Origin of the sequence: Microbacterium paraoxydans (genome assembly GCF_900105335.1) — a bacterium.
GTDB lineage: Bacteria > Actinomycetota > Actinomycetes > Actinomycetales > Microbacteriaceae > Microbacterium > Microbacterium paraoxydans.
In genome coordinates, this window is sequence record NZ_LT629770.1 from 1,226,279 (window position 1) to 1,242,231 (window position 15,953).

Here is a 15,953-nt window from a genome sequence, read left to right on the forward strand (position 1 = left end):
TTCATCCTCTCTCCTCCTCGCTCGTGAGAGCTGCCAGCGGGGACGCGACCGTCGCCCAGAGCGCCTGCCAGAGCGGGGTCGTGCCGAGGTCGACGCGCGCCTGTCCGGCCGCCGGCAGGGCACCCCGCTCCCCCGTCACCTCCACCTCCGCCACGGCCGTCGCCGGGACCGATGCCTCGGGCATCCTGACCGGGAAGAGCGCCTCGATCGGCACCTCGGTCTCCGTCGCAGGTCGGGTCCTGATCGTCCCCTCGCCGCGGTACTCGCTGGCGAGGATGCCCCGCGTCGACAGGACCACCGGAGCGCCGTCCGGGATGCGGGCGCCGGGATCCCGTCCGCCCTGCACCAGGACCACCCGGTCGTCGTCCACGGAGAACCCCAGCACCGCGGCCGTCGGGACCGGGACGAGGATGCCGGCGGCCACGATTCCGGCCGCGAGCGCGGCGGTCACGCCGACGAGGCGGAACCGCGAGGCACCGGATCGCCACACCCGGAGCAGAGCGCGCACCAGGAGGACGACACCCGCCGCGACCACGACGGCCTCCAGAGCGAGCACGAAGAGGCTCGCCGCCGGGCCACCTCCGTCGAACAGCTGCGCGGTCCGGACGACTGCGAACAGCACCATGACGACCGGGGCCGCCAGGCAGCAGAGACCGAACGGCACGCTCCACCACCGCTCCAGCGCCCGCGGCTGCCGCGGCGCCCCGAACACGAGGCCGGCGAGGAAGCCCGCGCCGTCGCGGATCGACCTCCTCCGGAGATTCGGCTCGTCCAGGGCGCTCATCAGGGCGAGGTACCCGTCGAAGCGCACGAAGGGGATCAGGTTCACGAGCACGACGACCGTGCAGGAGATCGCGAGGAGCAGCAGTGTCTCGCGGGCCGCCGACGACGGCAGGGCGAGAGCGGCGAGCATGGCCACCGCCGCCACCGTGGCGTGGACGGCGGGGCCGGCCAGGGCGATCGCCACACGATGCCGGCGGTCGGGGAGCCGCCAGCCGTCCGTGACATCGACGAAGAAGGCGGGCGTGAGGTAAAGGAGCATGAACCCCGCGCGCCGCGGCCGGCCTCCCAGCCGGGTGAGGGTGAGCCCGTGCGCGGTCTCGTGGATCAGGGTCGCGAGGCCGAGCGCCACGACGACGAGGGCGAAGCCGGCGAGCGGCACAGGACGAGCGAGCACGGCACCCAGCTCGCCGAGGTGCAGGGCCGCGCCGACGATCCCGGCACCGACCACCGCGGCGACGACCGCGAGGACCGCACGACGCGGTACGGGCACGACCACACGGTCGAGACGCGCGAAGAGCGCGGAAGCGCGGAGGGTCGCGAACTGCACGGTGAACGGCGGCCGATACGTGACACGGCCGGGCAGCCGGGACGCGCCCCCGTCCAGGAGCCCGTTGTCGCGGAAGCGCTCCATCAGTCGCAGCACGCTCTCGTCGGTCTCCCCCGGGGCGAAGCGCGTCTGCAACGCCGAGACAGGAGTCCGGCCGTCCATCGCCGTCAGCAGGTCGACCACCGCTCGGGATAGTCGGGCGGTCGGCACGCCCTGGACGGTGGCGAGCCACCCGGACCCCTCCGCCGTCGGCTCGAACGCGACGCCGGCGGCGAGAGACGGGCACGAGTCCGCCGTGAGGGAGGCGCGGCCGTCCCCGCGGCGACGCCGATCGGGTCGAGGTCCTGCCGTCGTCATCGCCGGCCCCTTCCATCCCCGGCGCGGGAGGTCGTGAGGAGCAGGATCTCCACGCCCGCGGGCGTCCGCACGGGAGACCTCTCCGGCGCCGTGAACCCCGCGGCGACGAGCTCACCCGCGAGGACCTCGGGGGTCAGCACGTGCAGGCGACTCGTGAGGACCGGCACCTCCGCACGCGGGGCGATGTCCGCGAGGCGGACCCAGTTGACCAGCCGTGCGGCGCCGTCGTCCTCGATCTGCTGTGCGAAGAGGTAGGGCTCGTCTCCGGCGCTGCCGGGGACCGTGATCTCGCGGTCGGTCGGGATTGCGAGAGTGTCCGCCGACACCCCGTCCGCGATGGTGAGGGCGAAGACGCCGGCGGAGGCCAGATGACGTCGAACGCCCGCGTAGAGACGCGCCCGGTCTTCGCGATCGAGCAGCGTGATGGAGGTCGCCCCGAGGACGACGAGGCCGAAGTGCCCGCCGAGCGCGAGGTCGCGCATGTCCGCCACGACGCACTCGACGGTCGCTCCGTGCGGCACGGCGCCGCGGAGGCGGGCGAGCATGTCCGCGGAGAGATCGACCGCCGTGACGCGGTGCCCGGAGCGTGCGAGCGGGATCGTCAGCCGTCCGCTGCCCGCGGCGAGGTCCAGGACGGGTCCGGGGGCCGTGTGCGCGAGCCCCAGGACCTCGCGGATCTCCGCCCGGTCCGGGCCGACGAGCCGGTCGTAGAAGTCGGTGCCGGCTCCGGCGTACAGGTCCTGTGCCCTGGCGGTCGCGCCGACGAGGTCGAGCCGTGCCGCCACGGTCTCGGTGATCAGGGACGTCATCCGTGCATCGCCTCTCCTCGGCTGGATGGTCGGGGGGTGCGGGCGGACGATCCCGCCCGCACCCGCTGTCAGGTCGCGATGGCGGCGGCTCCGCCGATGATCGCGATGATGTAGCTCGCGTGCTCCCACCACTCGAGCGGGGTGTCGATCTGTTCGAGTTCCAGGAACTCCAGCGACGTGGACTGCACAGTGCACCTCCTAGGTCAGAGCGAGAATTCCGATGATCACGCCCACAGCGAAGCCGCGGATGTAGTCATCGGCATCGCCCGGCGCGTCCATGGCCTCGAGTTCGGTGAACTCGAGCGCCGGCAGTGCTGCGTTCATGCGTCCCTCCTTCCTTTCTCCGATCGGGTGCTGCCGGACGGCATCACGTGGCGGCTGCCGCACCGATCCCGATGAGGACCAGCGCGCCGATCACGCCCTGGTAGAAGCTGTCCCAACTGGGGGCCTCCATCGGGTCGAGCTCCTGGAACCGGATGCTCATCTCCGTGCTTTCGTTCATTCCCGTCACCTCCTCTCCGCCACTCGGGGCCGGCGATCGCCGACCGGGGACGGGCTCCACCGGGAGTCGTGGAGCACAGCGCGGACGTCCGCGGCGCGGATTCCGCGCAGCATGGGGCGGTGATCACCCCACGCCCTCTCCACGGCGTCGGCGATCCGATCGATCTCCCGTGCGCTCGGGCGCGGCGGTGACGGGAGGCCGCCCTGATCGACGACGACGGCGATGCCGGCGGCCGGATCGCGAGGCAGTGCTGTCCCCGCCGCGACGCCGGCCCAGAAGGCGTCGAGGCTGGCGCGGTCGCCCCAGCGTGGATCGCCCGCACCGATCCGCTGCCAGACGGCGGCGATGACCGCCGCCGTGGCCGTCATCTTGCGGACGCCGAGATGGAAGGCGACCTCGTTCGCGAGGTACCAGTGCCGGGCGCTGTACGGATCGGGGCCGCGAAGGGCGGCCGTGCGCTGGGTCGCGGCGCTGAGCCGTGCGAGGCGCAGGCGTCCCGTCGTCGACATCACGTCCCGCGCGGCCGCCTCGAGCAACGCCCGACCGAGGATCCGCGCGTCGCGGTCGGCCCGCGCCGTCCGTGGACTCGTCGAGGCGCCGGCCACCCGGAGGAACGCCTCCAGCGCTCCCTCTCGCACGGCAGCAGGGGTGAGCGTGGCGAGCTGGTCGGGATCGAGGACGGCGTGGCGCGGACGCAGCGGGCGACCGACGAGGAGCCGGGCTCCGCAGCGGTTCCGGAGGATGGCGACACTGTTCGTCTCCGACGACGTGCCGAGCGTCGTCGGCATCGCGACGATGTCGACCGGCGGAGGCGCGTCGGGCAGGATCGTGAGTGCCGAGGTCGCCGCGTGCCGCAGGGCGAAGTCCAGGAGGCGTCCGGGGCTGAGCGCGAGGGCCGCGATCTTGCTCGCATCGAGGACGCTTCCGCCGCCGACGGCCACGATGACCTCGGGCGGTCGCCGCACGAGCTCCTCGGCGATCAGGAGGATCCCCAGCTCATCCACCGCGGCAGCGTCCACCGTCATGGTCCGGCCCGACTGCGGGGTGGGGAGAGGGTGCGCGACGGCCGCGTCGGCGAGCACCAGCGTGTCGCGTCCCGCTGTCAGACCCACCATCCTCTCTCGTGCGCGCGACCCGTGCCACAGCGTGGGGACGCGTGCGGTGAACGGCACGGTCATGCCACCGCCTCCCGCGCCCGAGCCAGGCCGCCTCGCACGGCCCGGTCGGTCTCGGCCACCTCCGCCGGGGTGAAGCCGTAGCCGGGGATGAGCTGGAAGGAGCTCGGACCGGGGTGCACCACGACACCGCTGTCGGCGATGGCGGACACCACCTCCAGGACGTCGGTCCCGGAGAGCGCAGACCCGTCCGGGCGGCGGAGCCCCACCCCGACGAAGCAGCCGCTGCCGCTGACGTCGGTGACGATCCCGTCCTCCTGCCAGGTCCTCGCGAGGCGATGCAGCGTCGACGCCAGGGCCTGCGTGGTGGCCTCGACGTCGATACGGCGGAGCTCGTCGATCACGGCGAGGACCGCGGCTGCGCAGGCAGGCGTGCCCGCCTGCGTCTCCCCGTGCACGAACGTCCATCCGCCGCGGGCGAACGCCGTCGCGATGCGGTCTCCGACGAGGAGCGCCGCCGCTCCCATCGCCCCGTTCGTCAACGCCTTCGACACGAGGAGGACGTCCGGGGCGGCTGCCCAGCCCTCGGTGGCGAACATCGCGCCGGTGCGCCCGAAACCGGTCGCCACCTCGTCTGCCACCAGCAGGAACCCGTGCCGCTCCCTCAGCTCCAGGAGACGACGGACGAAGGCGGCGGACAAGGCATGGGCGCCGCTGCCGAGGACGGGCTCCACCACGACGGAGGCGACGCGGGAGCCTTCACGCTCCAGCAGCGCTTCGAGCTCCGCCCCCTCGTCAGTGTGCGACACGTGCCGCACCGTGCGCCTGTCGACGCCGTAGACCGACTGCAGCAGGTCGTCGCCGCTCAGCACATGACTGCCGTACATCGTGCCGTGATAGCTGCCGCGCAGGCCGACGACGAGCGACCGCGAGCCCGCGCCCTGCTGCGCCCAGTACTGCCGGGCGAGCTTCATGGCGGCGTCGTTGGCCGCCCCGCCGGAGGTGGAGAAGATCACCCGCCGGTAGCGGTCGGAGCCCGCGAGGGCGATGAGGGCGTCGGCGGCGTCTTCGGCGTACCGGTGCGGGGCGCGGAACAGCGAGAGGTACGACGCGTCGCGGGTCGCCCTGCTCACGGCCTCGGTCACCGCGGGATTGCCGAAGCCGAGGGGCACGTTCCACAGGCCGCTGGTCGCGCAGAGGCGGTCGGAGCCGTCGGCGTAGAAGAGGCGATGACCGGCGGCCCCGATCGCCACCCGATCCGGAGGGAACGCGGTGTCGGCGGGGAGCATCGACGTCCACAGCGCGTGCGGCACGCTCATCTCGCACCGTCCCCCGAGGCGTCCTCGGTCCGCGCACCGAGGTGGACGCCGAGCGCGGCGAGCGCCTCCAGGCACAGGTGCCGTGCGTGGGCATCGGGCACTCCGCAAGCGCGCGCCACGCGCGCCGCCGCCCGCCCGCGTGTGCTCGAGGTCTGGATCGCGTCGACCACCGCGGCGGTCAGCGGCGACAGGAGATGCCGACGGAGCGTCCGGACGTCGGCGAGCAGGAACCCCTCGGCGGTGTCGAGCAGGAACGGGTCGTCGGCCAGGGCCTCCGCCTCCGCGAGGTCGTCATCGAGGAGCGCCCACCCGTAGCCCGCGATCCGGGCGGTGCCGTTCGGCAGGCGGAGCATCTTCCGGAGATCGGCGGCGTCCAGGTATCGACGGAGCCACGGCCGGGTGTCGAGTTCGGCGACGAGGTCGGCCGAGCCGGGCACGCCGCCCAGCATCGACGCCCGCGGGAGAGCCCATCCGAGGGCGTCGGGGAGGTCGTCCACGTGGCCGATCGCCTCCCCCTGCAGCCCGAGATGCACACCGCCGTCCCCGTCGATGCGGACGGCGCGCGGAGTCTCCACCTCCTGCGGCCGCGCGAGAGCGGAGCGGTCCGCCAGCAGCACCCGCGGGTCGAGCATCGCGGCGGCGAAGACTCCGGTGCCGCGAGCGAGGTCGGCGTCGTCGAGGAAGGCACGCCAGCTCGCCTCGTCGAAGAAGCGCATGGCCGTCGGTCCGACGATCTGGACGAAGGAGGCCGCGATGTAGTCCTGGAGCTCGACGCCGCGCTCCCCCAGGAACAGCTCGTCACCGAGGTCGGCGAGCCGTCCTCCGTAGCCGACGACCCGCGCCGCCCCCGGCCGAGGCGCCGATCCTGCGGGCTCGAGGATCACGTCCTCGGGGTCGGCCGCAGCCGCGAGGGCCTCAGCCCCGGTCTCCGCCTCGCGCAGGAACACGCGACCGCGTGCCGCATGCCCGCCGGTGACCCACGCCCGCAGGACGTGCGGCCCGAGGAGCGGATCTTCGCCCGTCGACCCGTCGTCCTGCCGTGCCGTCGTCGCACTCGTCCCCATGATCCCCCCAGAGAATCGGATCCGTCTGACGCCATTGCGTCTTCATATGAAGATATCCAGACCTCTTCTGACGCGCAATATAGCAGGTTTCGTGGTCGCGCGCCGGCATGGCCGGTATGTCACGAGGCCCCCGGGACATCGGATAGGATGGACAGGTTGTTCCCTGGTGACGTGTCCGAGCGGCCGAAGGAGCACGCTTGGAAAGCGTGTGTTGTGCAAGCAACCGCGGGTTCGAATCCCGCCGTCACCGCCACAGACGAAGAAGACCTCCGCATCGCGGAGGTCTTCTCTCGTTTCGGGCGGCGTCAGCCGTCGAAGCGCACCCCGTACGTCAGACCACCGGGTGCGGACGGGAGCACGGTCATGCCGAGCCGCCCGTAGAACGCGGCCGCGCCGGAGTTCGCGGGATCCATGCCGAGGTGCAGCGCCGGGACACCGCGCCGGCGCAGCTCGGCGAAGAGCGTCTCGATGAGACCGCGACCGAGTCCCTGCCCCTGGGTCTCCGGGAGCAGGTCGATGTGCAGATGCGCCGGGTACTCGGCGGCATGCGGCTCGACCCCCGGCTCCCTGGTGTAGCCGTACTCGATCAGCTTCTCCTCGCGCGTCTGCGGGTCCGCCGATCGCGGATAGCGCGCGTGCAGGCCGGGCCACCACTCGTCGCGGAACCAGGCGTAGAAGGCGTCGGTGTCGTCGGTGGCGACGATGTAGCCGATGGTGCGCCCGTCCTCCGCCTCGACGACCCAGGCGAGGTCCGGGTGCCGTTCGACGTACGGCACCGCGAAGAGGTTCCCCCACAGCTCGTCATCGGACAGCACCCCGGTGGCGTCTCCCCCGGCGTCGGCCGTCCGCAGGCAGATCTCGAACATCGCCGGGCGATCGGTCGGACGGTAGGGACGGATGCGCGACACGGGGGCTCCTCGGACGGGTCAGGTTTCGCTCAGCCTATCGGCGCGGGCAGTCGCCTCGACGTCGCGTCGCACCCACGGCACCAGCCAGGCGGCGAGCACGAGGACGACGCCGGCACCGACGAACGCCCCGCCGAGGGTGTCCGTCGCCCAGTGCACCGACAGGAAGGTGCGCGACAGCGCCATGAGCACGATCCAGGCCGCCCCCACGATCGCCACCCACACCCGCGGGAAGAGCACCCAGAGCACCAGGGCGATGGTCGCCGCATTCGCGGTATGACCGGACGGGAACGAGCCGTAGTCGCTCACCACGAGCATGTCGTGCGGCCGGGCACGGCCGAAGACGTTCTTCAGGAGCTGGACGGCTCCGGCGCTGACGAGGAAGCACAACGCGGCGAACAGCGCCCCCCGCCATCGGCGCAACAACAGCAGGACGGCGATGGTCGCCAGCGGCACGGCGAGGATGGCGACCCAGCCACCGCCGATCCAGTTCAGCGCGAGGGCGAAGCTCAGCATCCAGTCCGCGCGGACCGCGGCGATCGTGTCGTTCCACCACTGGTCGAGGCCGGGCGTCTGCGGATACACGAAGACGACGAGAGCGCCGAGGGCAGTGGCCAGGAGGAGGCAGGCGACGCCCCACCACAGCAGCATCCGTCGATTCATCGTCCCATTGTGACGGACGCCCCCGCGATCGCGGGTCGCCGTGCCGGTCAGCGGGCGATGCGGGCGAGACCCTCCTCGAGATCCGCGATGAGGTCAGCCACGTCCTCGATGCCGACCGAGAGCCGCACGACGTTCTCCGGCACCGCGAGCTCCGTGCCGCGGACCGACGCGTGGGTCATCTCCGGCGGGTACCCGATGAGCGACTCCACGCCGCCGAGCGACTCGGCGAGCTGGAACACGTGCGTGCTCTCGGCGAAGGCCCGGGCGGCGTCCGCCCCCGCGGCGAGACCGAGCGACAGCATGCCGCCGAAGCCGCTCATCTGCCGCGCCGCGATCCCGTGACCGGGGTGCGACGGGAGGCCGGGATAGAACACCTGCGCGAACTCCGGCCGCGCCTGGGCCCATTCGGCGATGGCCTGCGCGTTCTCGGAGTGCTGGCGCACCCGCACCGCGAGCGTCTTGATGCCGCGGGTCGTCAGCCAGGCGTCCAGCGGCGCCGAGACCGCCCCCACCGCGAACTGCTGGAACTTCACGGCCTCGACGAAGCGGTCGTCGCCGAAGACGACGGCGCCGCCCAGCACGTCGGAGTGCCCGCCCAGGTACTTCGTCGTCGAGTGCACGACGAGATCGGCGCCGAGCGCGAGCGGCTGCTGCAGAGCCGGCGAGGCGAACGTGTTGTCCACCACGACGAGGGCACCGGCCGCGTGCGCCACCTCGACGATGAGCGCGATGTCGACGACCTTCAGCAGCGGGTTGCTCGGCGTCTCCAGCCACACGATGCGCGTCTCGGGTCGGATCGCCGCGCGGATCACGTCGACGTCGGAGAGCTCGACCGTGGTCGTGTCGATCCCCCACGGCGCGAGCACCTTCGTGAGCAGGCGGTAGGTGCCGCCGTAGACGTCGTTCCCGAGGAGCACGTGGTCGCCGGGCTTGAGGATGCCGCGCAGCAACGCGTCCTCGGCGGCGAGACCGGACGCGAACGACAGCGCCCCGACCCCGCCCTCGAGAGCGGCGAGCTGCGTCTCCAGCGAGGAGCGCGTCGGGTTGCCCGCACGGTTGTACTCGTAGCCGTCCCGGAAGCCGCCGATGCCGTCCTGCACGTGCGTCGACGACTGATAGATCGGCGGGATGATCGCCCCGGTGATCGGGTCGGGCGCCTGTCCGGCGTGGATGGCTCGGGTAGCGAAGGCGTGGTCGTGGTCGGACATTCCCTCAGCCTACGTCCGGGCCCTCCGACGGGTGCCGGCCTGTTACGTCCCGCGTCACCGGGAGAGGTAGCCGAGCAGGTCCTGTCGGGTCAGCACGGTGTGCGGCTTGCCGTCCTCGGTGACGAGGAGGGCGTCGGCGTCGGCGAGCGCGGCCCGTGCCTGCGCGACCGGCGCGTGGATGCCGATGAGCGGCAGCCGCTCCCCCACGTGTGCGCCGACGGCGTCGCTCGGTTCGGCGTCGCCCCGGAAGAGCAGGTCGAGAAGGCCCTTCTCATCGACGGTGCCCACGACCTCGCCCATCATCACGGGCGGCTCCGCGCTGAGGACGACGAGCTGAGAGACCTCGTACTCCGTCATCATGCCGATCGCCTCGAGCACCGTGTCGGTGGGGTGCGCGTGCACGAGGTCGGGAAGGCCGTGGCGGGAGGCCCGGGCGGCGAGCACGTCGGCGACCGTCTCCCCCTCCTCCACCTCGCTGAACCCGTAGGAGCGCATCCAGCCGTCGTTGAAGATCTTGCCCAGGTAGCCGCGTCCGCCATCCGGGAGGAGCACGACCATGACCGCATCCGCCGGCAGGTCCTTCGCCACCCGCAGCGCCCCGACGACGGCCATGCCGCTGGAGCCGCCGACGAGGATGCCCTCCTCGCGGGCCAGGCGCCGCGTCATCGCGAACGACTCCGCATCGCCGACCGCGACGATCTCGTGCGGGACGGCGGGATCGTAGGCACCGGGCCAGATGTCCTCGCCCACGCCCTCGACGAGATAGGGCCGGCCGGTGCCGCCGCTGTACACGCTGCCCTCCGGATCGACCCCGATGATGCGCACCGCGTCGTCGGACACCTCGCGCAGATAGCGTCCCGTGCCGGTGATCGTGCCGCCCGTCCCCACGCCGGCGACGAAGTGCGTGACGCGCCCGTCGGTGTCGCGCCAGATCTCCGGCCCGGTCGTCTCGTAGTGGCTGCGCGGCCCGTTCGGGTTCTCGTACTGGTTCGGCTTGAAGGCCCCGGGGATCTCCCGTGCCAGCCGGTCGCTCACGCTGTAGTACGACTCCGGGCTGTCCGCCGGGACGGAGGTCGGGGTCACGACGACCTCCGCACCGTACGCGCGGAGCACGTCGATCTTGTCCTCGCCCACCTTGTCCGGGAGCACGAAGACGCACCGGTAGCCGCGCTGCTGCGCCACGAGGGCGAGCCCGACGCCGGTGTTGCCGCTCGTGGGCTCGACGATCGTGCCCCCCGGCTGCAGATCGCCCGCGGCCTCGGCGGCGTCGATGATGCGGGCCGCGATCCGATCCTTCGCCGACCCGCCCGGGTTCAGGTACTCGAGCTTCACGAGCACCGTGCACGCGATGCCCTCGGTGACGTGCTGGAGCTTCACCAGGGGCGTGTCGCCGACGAGGTCGACGATCGAGTCTGCGTACTTCATCTGTTCAGGGTACGGCGCGGACCCTCGCCTGCGGGGCTGTGTTTCAGCGCCGCTTCGACAGGCTCAGCGACCCAGAAACCTGGGTCCCTGAGCCTGTCGAAGGGCGCTGGGTCCCTGAGCCCGTCGAAGGGCCCTGGGTCCCTGAGCCTGTCGAAGGGCCTGAGCCTGTCGAAGGGCCTGGGTCCCTGAGCCTGTCGAAGGGTCAGCCCTTCGTCGCGCCGGCCAGCAGGCCGCGCACGAAGAAGCGCTGCAGGGCGAAGAACACGATCAGCGGGACGATGATCGAGATGAACGTTCCCGCGGACTGTAGGAACCACTTGTTACCCCAGGTCCCGGAGAGCGAGTTCAGCGCCTGCGTGATCGGCAGGGCGCCGGGCGAGGCGAAGATCGTCGCGACCAGCAGGTCGTTCCACACCCAGAGGAACTGGAAGATCGCGAAGGACGCGATCGCCGGAGCCGCCAGCGGCAGGATGATCCGGAAGAACACCTGACCGTGTCCGGCGCCGTCCACGCGGGCCGCCTCGATGATCTCGCCGGGGATCTCGGAGATGAAGTTGTGGAGCATGAACGTCGCGAGCGGCAGCGCGAAGATCGCGTGCGCGATCCAGACGCGGGCGAAGCTGTACTGCACCTCGTTCAGCCCGAACCCGGGGAAGATCGGCACGTCGTTGATCGTCAATCCGTCCGAGAACAGGCTGAGCAACGGCACGAGGGCCATCTGCAGCGGCACGATCTGCAGCGCGAACACGAAGATGAAGAGCATGTTCCGACCCTTGAAGTCGATCCATGCGAACGCGTACGCGGCGAGCGACGCCATCACGATCGGGAACACGGTCGCGGGGATCGTGATCGCCAGCGAGTTGATGAACGCCGTCGCGAGGGTCGTCGAGGTGCCGCCCGAGTTCCACGCCTGCACGTAGTTGTCGAACGTGAACTCCGGGTTGGAGAAGACCGTCCACCAGCCGCTGTTCTGCGTGTCGGCGCCCGGGCGGAACGACGTCACGAAGAGACCGAAGGTCGGGATCGTCCAGAAGAGCGCGATGACCGCGGCCGCGATCGTCGCCCCCTTCGAGGTCAGCTTCTTGTGGGCGGTCGCCTCGTTGCGGCGCGTGTCCCGCGCCACCTGGCGCTTGGTGCGGTTGTCCACGACGGTGGCCTGCGTTGCACTCATCAGCGGATCTCCCTCTGCTTGGCCATCGATCGGGCGTTGTAGATGATCAGCGGCAACACGAACAGGAACAGCACGACGGCGAGCGCCGACGAGTGCCCGTAGCTCTGGAACCGCTGCTGCTGGTTGACCATCTCGAAGCCGAGGACGCTGGTCTCGTCCCGTCCGCCGGTCATCACGGCGACGATGTCGTACACCTTGAGCGAGGCGATCGTGATGGTCGTGAGCACGACGATCAGCGACGACCGGATGCCGGGCACGGTCACGTTGCGGAAGCGCTGCCAGGCGTTCGTGCCGTCGAGCTCGGCCGCCTCCATCTGCTCGACCGGCACGGCCTTGATCGCGGCCGAGAGGATGACCATGGCGAAGCCGGTCTGGGTCCAGATGAACACGATGAGCAGCATGAGCGTGTTGAGGATCGGCTTGATCGCCAGCCACTGCACGGGGTCGCCGCCGAAAGCGGTCACGATCGCGTTGAGGAGACCGATCTGGTCACCCTGCCGGGCGTCGTACATGAACTTCCAGATGATCCCGGCGCCGACGAACGAGATCGCCACCGGCATGAAGACCAGCACCTTGAGGAACTTCTCGCCGCGAGCCCTGTCGATGAAGACGGCGTAGGCGAGGCCGATGACCACGGAGATCACCGGAGCGAGCAGTGCCCAGATGATCGTGTTGATCACCGACGATGTGCCGACCGGGTTGGTGAAGACCCAGATGTAGTTCTCGAGCCCGACGAACTCGTCGCCGGTCTTGTCGAAGAAGGACTTGAAGATCGTCGAGATCGCGGGGTAGATGAGGCCGAGCAGCAGCATGATGGCCGCCGGGGCCATGAACAGCACGAGCTGGAAGAGATAGCCCGCTCCCTGCCGCGCACGGAAGTCCGCGAAGAAGAGGAGCGCCCCGACGAGGAGCGCGATCGCGACGACGTACACGACGGCGTTCGCGTAGGGACGGAGCAGCAGCAGCGCGAGCACCGGGATGACGAGGCACGCGACCAGCCGCATGATGAAGTAGCCGCGACCAGGGCGGGGCGCGAACTCGATCAGCACGAGGATGATCGCCACGACCACGCCGAACACGAGCAGCACGGCCGGGATCTGCACCAGCGGATTCAGACCACCGAGCCACAGGAAGAAGCTGTTAAGCGAGAACCCGATCGTGATCCGCGAGGACTCCTCGGTCGGAGCGGTGAAGACGAGGAGGAGAGCCAGCGCGACGACGACAACGAAGCCGATCGCGAGGATCGTGCGTGTGGTCTTCCTCCCCTTCTCGTCGGTGCCGTGCGTCGTCGGCGGCGCGTCAGCCTCGACGGGTTTCTCGATGGTCGCGTGCGACATGAACGTCCCCTTCTGGATCGTGCTGGGTTCCCGCGCAGTATGGATGGGTGGAGCGGGGCCGGGCTTGTGCAGCCCGGCCCCGCTCAGCCTGAGAAGATCGTGTCGAGACGATCAGTTCTCGTAGCCGGCCTGGATGTCGGAGAGCACCGTGTCGGTGTCCTTGCCGTCGATCCAGTCGACCATCCCCTTCCAGAACGAGCCCGAGCCGACGGTCGACGGCATCAGGTCGGAAGCGTCGAACCGGAAGGTCGTCGCGTCGTCCTGCATGATGGTCATCGCCTCCTGGAGGAACTCGCTCGAAGCGAGGCTCGGGTCGGCGTTCTTGTTGGCGGAGATGACGCCACCGAGCTCGACACGGGCGTCGGCGAACTCCGGCGATGCCATGAACTCGAGCACCTTCTGGGTGGCCTCGTCGTCGGAGAAGGCCGCGACGAACTCGCCGCCACCCTCGACCTGGAGCTCACCGGCAGTCTCGCCCGGCATGATGAACGCGTAGACGTCGCCGTCCGGCGCGACCTCGGGGACGTTGCCATCGGCGGTCTCCGTGTCGAGGAAGTTCGCCGACAGGAACGACGCCTGGTGGGTCAGCGCGCAGTCGCCCTTGGCCACCGCGTTGGCGACGTCGCCGAAGGCGGTCGAGTTGATGCTCTTGACGTCGCCGTAGCCCGCGTTGACGTACTCCGGGTTGAGCAGGATCTCACCGACGGCGTCGAAGGCCTGCTTGATCTCGGGGTCGGTGAACTTCACGTCGCCGGCCACCCAGTCGTCGTACACGTCGGGGCCCGACTGGCGCAGGACGAGGTCCTCGATCCAGTCCGTGCCCGGCCAGCCCGACGCCGCCTCGGAGGCGAAGCCGGCGCACCAGGCGGGACCGCCGGTCTTCTCGACGATGGTGTCGGTCAGGGCGATCATGTCGTCCCAGGTCTCCGGGACCTCGACGCCCCACTCGGCGAACTGCTTCGGCGAGTACCAGACGTAGCCCTTGAGGTTCGCGAGCATCGGCGCCGCGTAGAAGGTGTCGTCGAACGTGCCGTACTTCTTCCAGTCCTCGGACCAGTTCTCGTCGACGGCGGTCTCCACGGCCTCCGGGGCCGGCATGACCTTGCCGGTGTCGACGAGGGTCTTGAGCAGACCGGGCTGCGGGACGATCGCGATGTCGGGAGCGTCGCCACCGGTCACCTTGGTGACGATGTTGCCCTCGAAGCCCTTGTCGCCGGTGTACTCGACCTTGATCCCGGTGTCCTTCGTGAACTGCTCGAAGGAGGCGTTCAGGTCATCGGCCTCGACGCCCGTGATGCCGCCGGAGATCCGGACCGTGTCCTTGGTCTCCCCGCTTCCGCCTTCGCCGCTTCCGCCCTCGGCGCAGCCGGCGAGCGCGAGAGACGCGACGCCGACGAGTGCGATGGGGGCGAGCAGGCGGTATCGCTGTGACAAAGCCATGTACTTCTCCTCTTCAGGTGGATCTTCAGTCCGCCCAAGGAGAGCAATCGCCACATCCATTGGGGAACCGATTCCAGGCCAACCTACTCGGGTTCCTTCGCGCCGTACAACTGGGGAAGGTTACAAGATCACAACCGTTTGAGGTCGGTGCCCCCCGCGTGGTGGGAGCGCTCCCAGTTCCACGGGTCTGGAACCGGTTCCTCCCCGCGTGTGGAACGGCTACGATGGCTCCCGGCGAGCGCCCGATGGCTCGCCGTCGTGGAACCGCGTCGAGGAGGACACGATGAGCACGATCGCCGACGTCGCGACGCGCGCCGGTGTGTCCAAGGCGACCGCGAGTCGCGCCCTGAGCGGCCGCGGCTACGTCTCGGAGGAGACGAGACAGCGCGTCGAGGAGGCGGCGCACGACCTCGCGTACGTCGCGCACTCCTCCGCCACCAGCCTGGCGACCGGGCGCACCGGCACCATCGGCCTGGTGATGCCTCCGGTCGACCGGTGGTTCTTCTCCGAACTGCTGGCGGGCGTCCAGGAGGCGCTGCTCGCGCGCGACCACGACCTGTCGCTCTACGGCGTCCCCGAGCGCTCGGAGACCAGGGAGCGGCTGTTCGAGAGCGTGCTGCCCGGCCGGAGATTCGACGGCATCATCGCCGTCGGCATCCAGCCCAGCGCCCGCGAGCTGGAGCGCCTGCACCGCACCGGGCGCCCGCTCGTCAGCGTGGGCCCCTACAGCGCCGGATCGAGCGCCGTGTCGATCGACGACGCGGCCGCCGCGCGGATCGCCACCGAGCACCTGATCGAGCTCGGCCACACCGACATCGCCTTCGTGGGCGGCGCCACCGACGATACCGACCTCAGCTACGGCGACGCCCGACGCCTGGCCGGCTACCGGGAGGCGCTGCACGCGGCGGGACTGACTCCGCGGGCGCGCATCGCCGGGGCGGCCCCGACGATGCCCGGGGGCTATGCCGCGGCGGCGGGACTCCTGGGCGACCGCCGGCACCGACCGACCGCCATCGTCGGCGTGTGCGACGAGGCGGCCATCGGCGCCGTGATCGCCGCCCGCCGCCTGGGGATCGCGGTGCCCACCGAACTCAGCGTCGTCGGGATCGACGACCATGAGCATGCGGAGATGTTCGCCCTCACGACCATCGGGCAGTCGCCGCGGGATCAGGGCCGGGAGGCCGTGCGCCTGCTCATGCGGCGGATGAGTGAGCCGGACGCTCCGGTCGAGCGCGTCGAGGCCGCCTCGGCCCTCGTCGTCCGCAGCTCGACCGCGGCGCCGCGCTGACCCCGCAGACGCACGAAGGC

The 15,953-nt window shown here is 70.7% G+C and carries 16 protein-coding genes and 1 tRNA gene; 2 read left to right on the plus strand and 15 right to left on the minus strand.

Annotation, left to right across the window (positions count from 1 at the left end):
• Nucleotide 1: 1 nt before the first annotated feature.
• From mpaP to mpaB, 8 genes are all read right to left on the minus strand, one after another.
• The gene (gene mpaP / locus BLU02_RS06145) at nt 2-1,687 is read right to left on the minus strand and encodes a daptide biosynthesis intramembrane metalloprotease (protein WP_060922558.1); all 1,686 of its coding nucleotides are present in this window, start codon (nt 1,685-1,687) and stop codon (nt 2-4) included.
• Nucleotides 1,684-2,496: a daptide-type RiPP biosynthesis methyltransferase gene (gene mpaM, locus BLU02_RS06150; protein ID WP_060922559.1), complete on the minus strand. Its 813-nt coding sequence runs from the start codon at nt 2,494-2,496 to the stop codon at nt 1,684-1,686. Before mpaM ends, mpaP begins: the two co-directional genes overlap by 4 nt.
• 68 nt (nt 2,497-2,564) lie before the next feature.
• Entirely contained in the window at nt 2,565-2,684 is a 120-nt protein-coding gene (gene mpaA3 / locus BLU02_RS17895) for an MpaA3 family daptide-type RiPP (RefSeq protein WP_301178377.1), read from the minus strand.
• 10 nt (nt 2,685-2,694) lie between these two features.
• Nucleotides 2,695-2,820 carry an MpaA2 family daptide-type RiPP gene (gene mpaA2, locus BLU02_RS17845; RefSeq protein ID WP_255218699.1) on the minus strand — a complete coding sequence of 42 codons (126 nt, stop codon included), beginning with the start codon at nt 2,818-2,820 and terminating at the stop codon, nt 2,695-2,697.
• A 43-nt stretch (nt 2,821-2,863) separates the two neighbouring features.
• Nucleotides 2,864-2,998 (minus strand): MpaA1 family daptide-type RiPP, encoded by a 135-nt coding sequence (gene mpaA1, locus BLU02_RS17850; RefSeq protein WP_255218700.1) that lies wholly within the window; start codon nt 2,996-2,998, stop codon nt 2,864-2,866.
• A gap of 5 nt (nt 2,999-3,003) precedes the next feature.
• Nucleotides 3,004-4,176: a daptide-type RiPP biosynthesis dehydogenase gene (mpaC, locus tag BLU02_RS06155; protein WP_060922560.1), complete on the minus strand. Its 1,173-nt coding sequence runs from the start codon at nt 4,174-4,176 to the stop codon at nt 3,004-3,006.
• The gene (mpaD, locus tag BLU02_RS06160; protein ID WP_060922561.1) at nt 4,173-5,432 is read right to left on the minus strand and encodes a daptide-type RiPP biosynthesis aminotransferase; all 1,260 of its coding nucleotides are present in this window, start codon (nt 5,430-5,432) and stop codon (nt 4,173-4,175) included. Before mpaD ends, mpaC begins: the two co-directional genes overlap by 4 nt.
• Nucleotides 5,429-6,496, minus strand: coding sequence for a daptide biosynthesis RiPP recognition protein (mpaB, locus tag BLU02_RS06165; RefSeq protein ID WP_060922562.1), 1,068 nt, complete (start codon nt 6,494-6,496; stop codon nt 5,429-5,431). The genes mpaD and mpaB overlap by 4 nt, the downstream gene beginning before the upstream one ends.
• 165 nt (nt 6,497-6,661) lie before the next feature.
• Between mpaB and BLU02_RS06170 the strand changes: the two genes are divergently transcribed.
• Nucleotides 6,662-6,749, plus strand: a tRNA-Ser gene (locus BLU02_RS06170).
• A gap of 52 nt (nt 6,750-6,801) precedes the next feature.
• Here the strand turns inward: BLU02_RS06170 and BLU02_RS06175 are convergent.
• The 7 genes from BLU02_RS06175 to BLU02_RS06205 form a co-directional block, all read right to left on the minus strand.
• Nucleotides 6,802-7,404, minus strand: a complete 603-nt coding sequence (locus tag BLU02_RS06175; protein ID WP_174521438.1) for a GNAT family N-acetyltransferase — start codon at nt 7,402-7,404, stop codon at nt 6,802-6,804.
• An 18-nt stretch (nt 7,405-7,422) separates the two neighbouring features.
• A complete protein-coding gene (locus BLU02_RS06180; protein ID WP_231919650.1) occupies nt 7,423-8,064 on the minus strand; it encodes a phosphatase PAP2 family protein in 642 nt (213 codons plus the stop codon).
• Between the two features lie 47 nt (nt 8,065-8,111).
• Entirely contained in the window at nt 8,112-9,272 is a 1,161-nt protein-coding gene (locus BLU02_RS06185; RefSeq protein WP_060922564.1) for a cystathionine gamma-synthase, read from the minus strand.
• A 54-nt stretch (nt 9,273-9,326) separates the two neighbouring features.
• A complete protein-coding gene (locus tag BLU02_RS06190; RefSeq protein ID WP_025104232.1) occupies nt 9,327-10,697 on the minus strand; it encodes a cystathionine beta-synthase in 1,371 nt (456 codons plus the stop codon).
• Nucleotides 10,698-10,899: 202 nt separating this feature from the next.
• The gene (locus BLU02_RS06195; protein ID WP_025104231.1) at nt 10,900-11,868 is read right to left on the minus strand and encodes a carbohydrate ABC transporter permease; all 969 of its coding nucleotides are present in this window, start codon (nt 11,866-11,868) and stop codon (nt 10,900-10,902) included.
• On the minus strand, nt 11,868-13,205 hold the full coding sequence (locus BLU02_RS06200) for a carbohydrate ABC transporter permease (protein WP_025104230.1): 1,338 nt from the start codon (nt 13,203-13,205) through the stop codon (nt 11,868-11,870). The genes BLU02_RS06195 and BLU02_RS06200 overlap by 1 nt, the downstream gene beginning before the upstream one ends.
• Before the next feature lie 111 nt (nt 13,206-13,316).
• Entirely contained in the window at nt 13,317-14,645 is a 1,329-nt protein-coding gene (locus BLU02_RS06205; RefSeq protein WP_060923551.1) for an ABC transporter substrate-binding protein, read from the minus strand.
• A gap of 283 nt (nt 14,646-14,928) precedes the next feature.
• On the opposite strand from BLU02_RS06205, the gene BLU02_RS06210 reads away from it, so the two are divergent.
• Nucleotides 14,929-15,933, plus strand: a complete 1,005-nt coding sequence (locus tag BLU02_RS06210; RefSeq protein WP_083371072.1) for a LacI family DNA-binding transcriptional regulator — start codon at nt 14,929-14,931, stop codon at nt 15,931-15,933.
• Nucleotides 15,934-15,953: the final 20 nt, after the last annotated feature.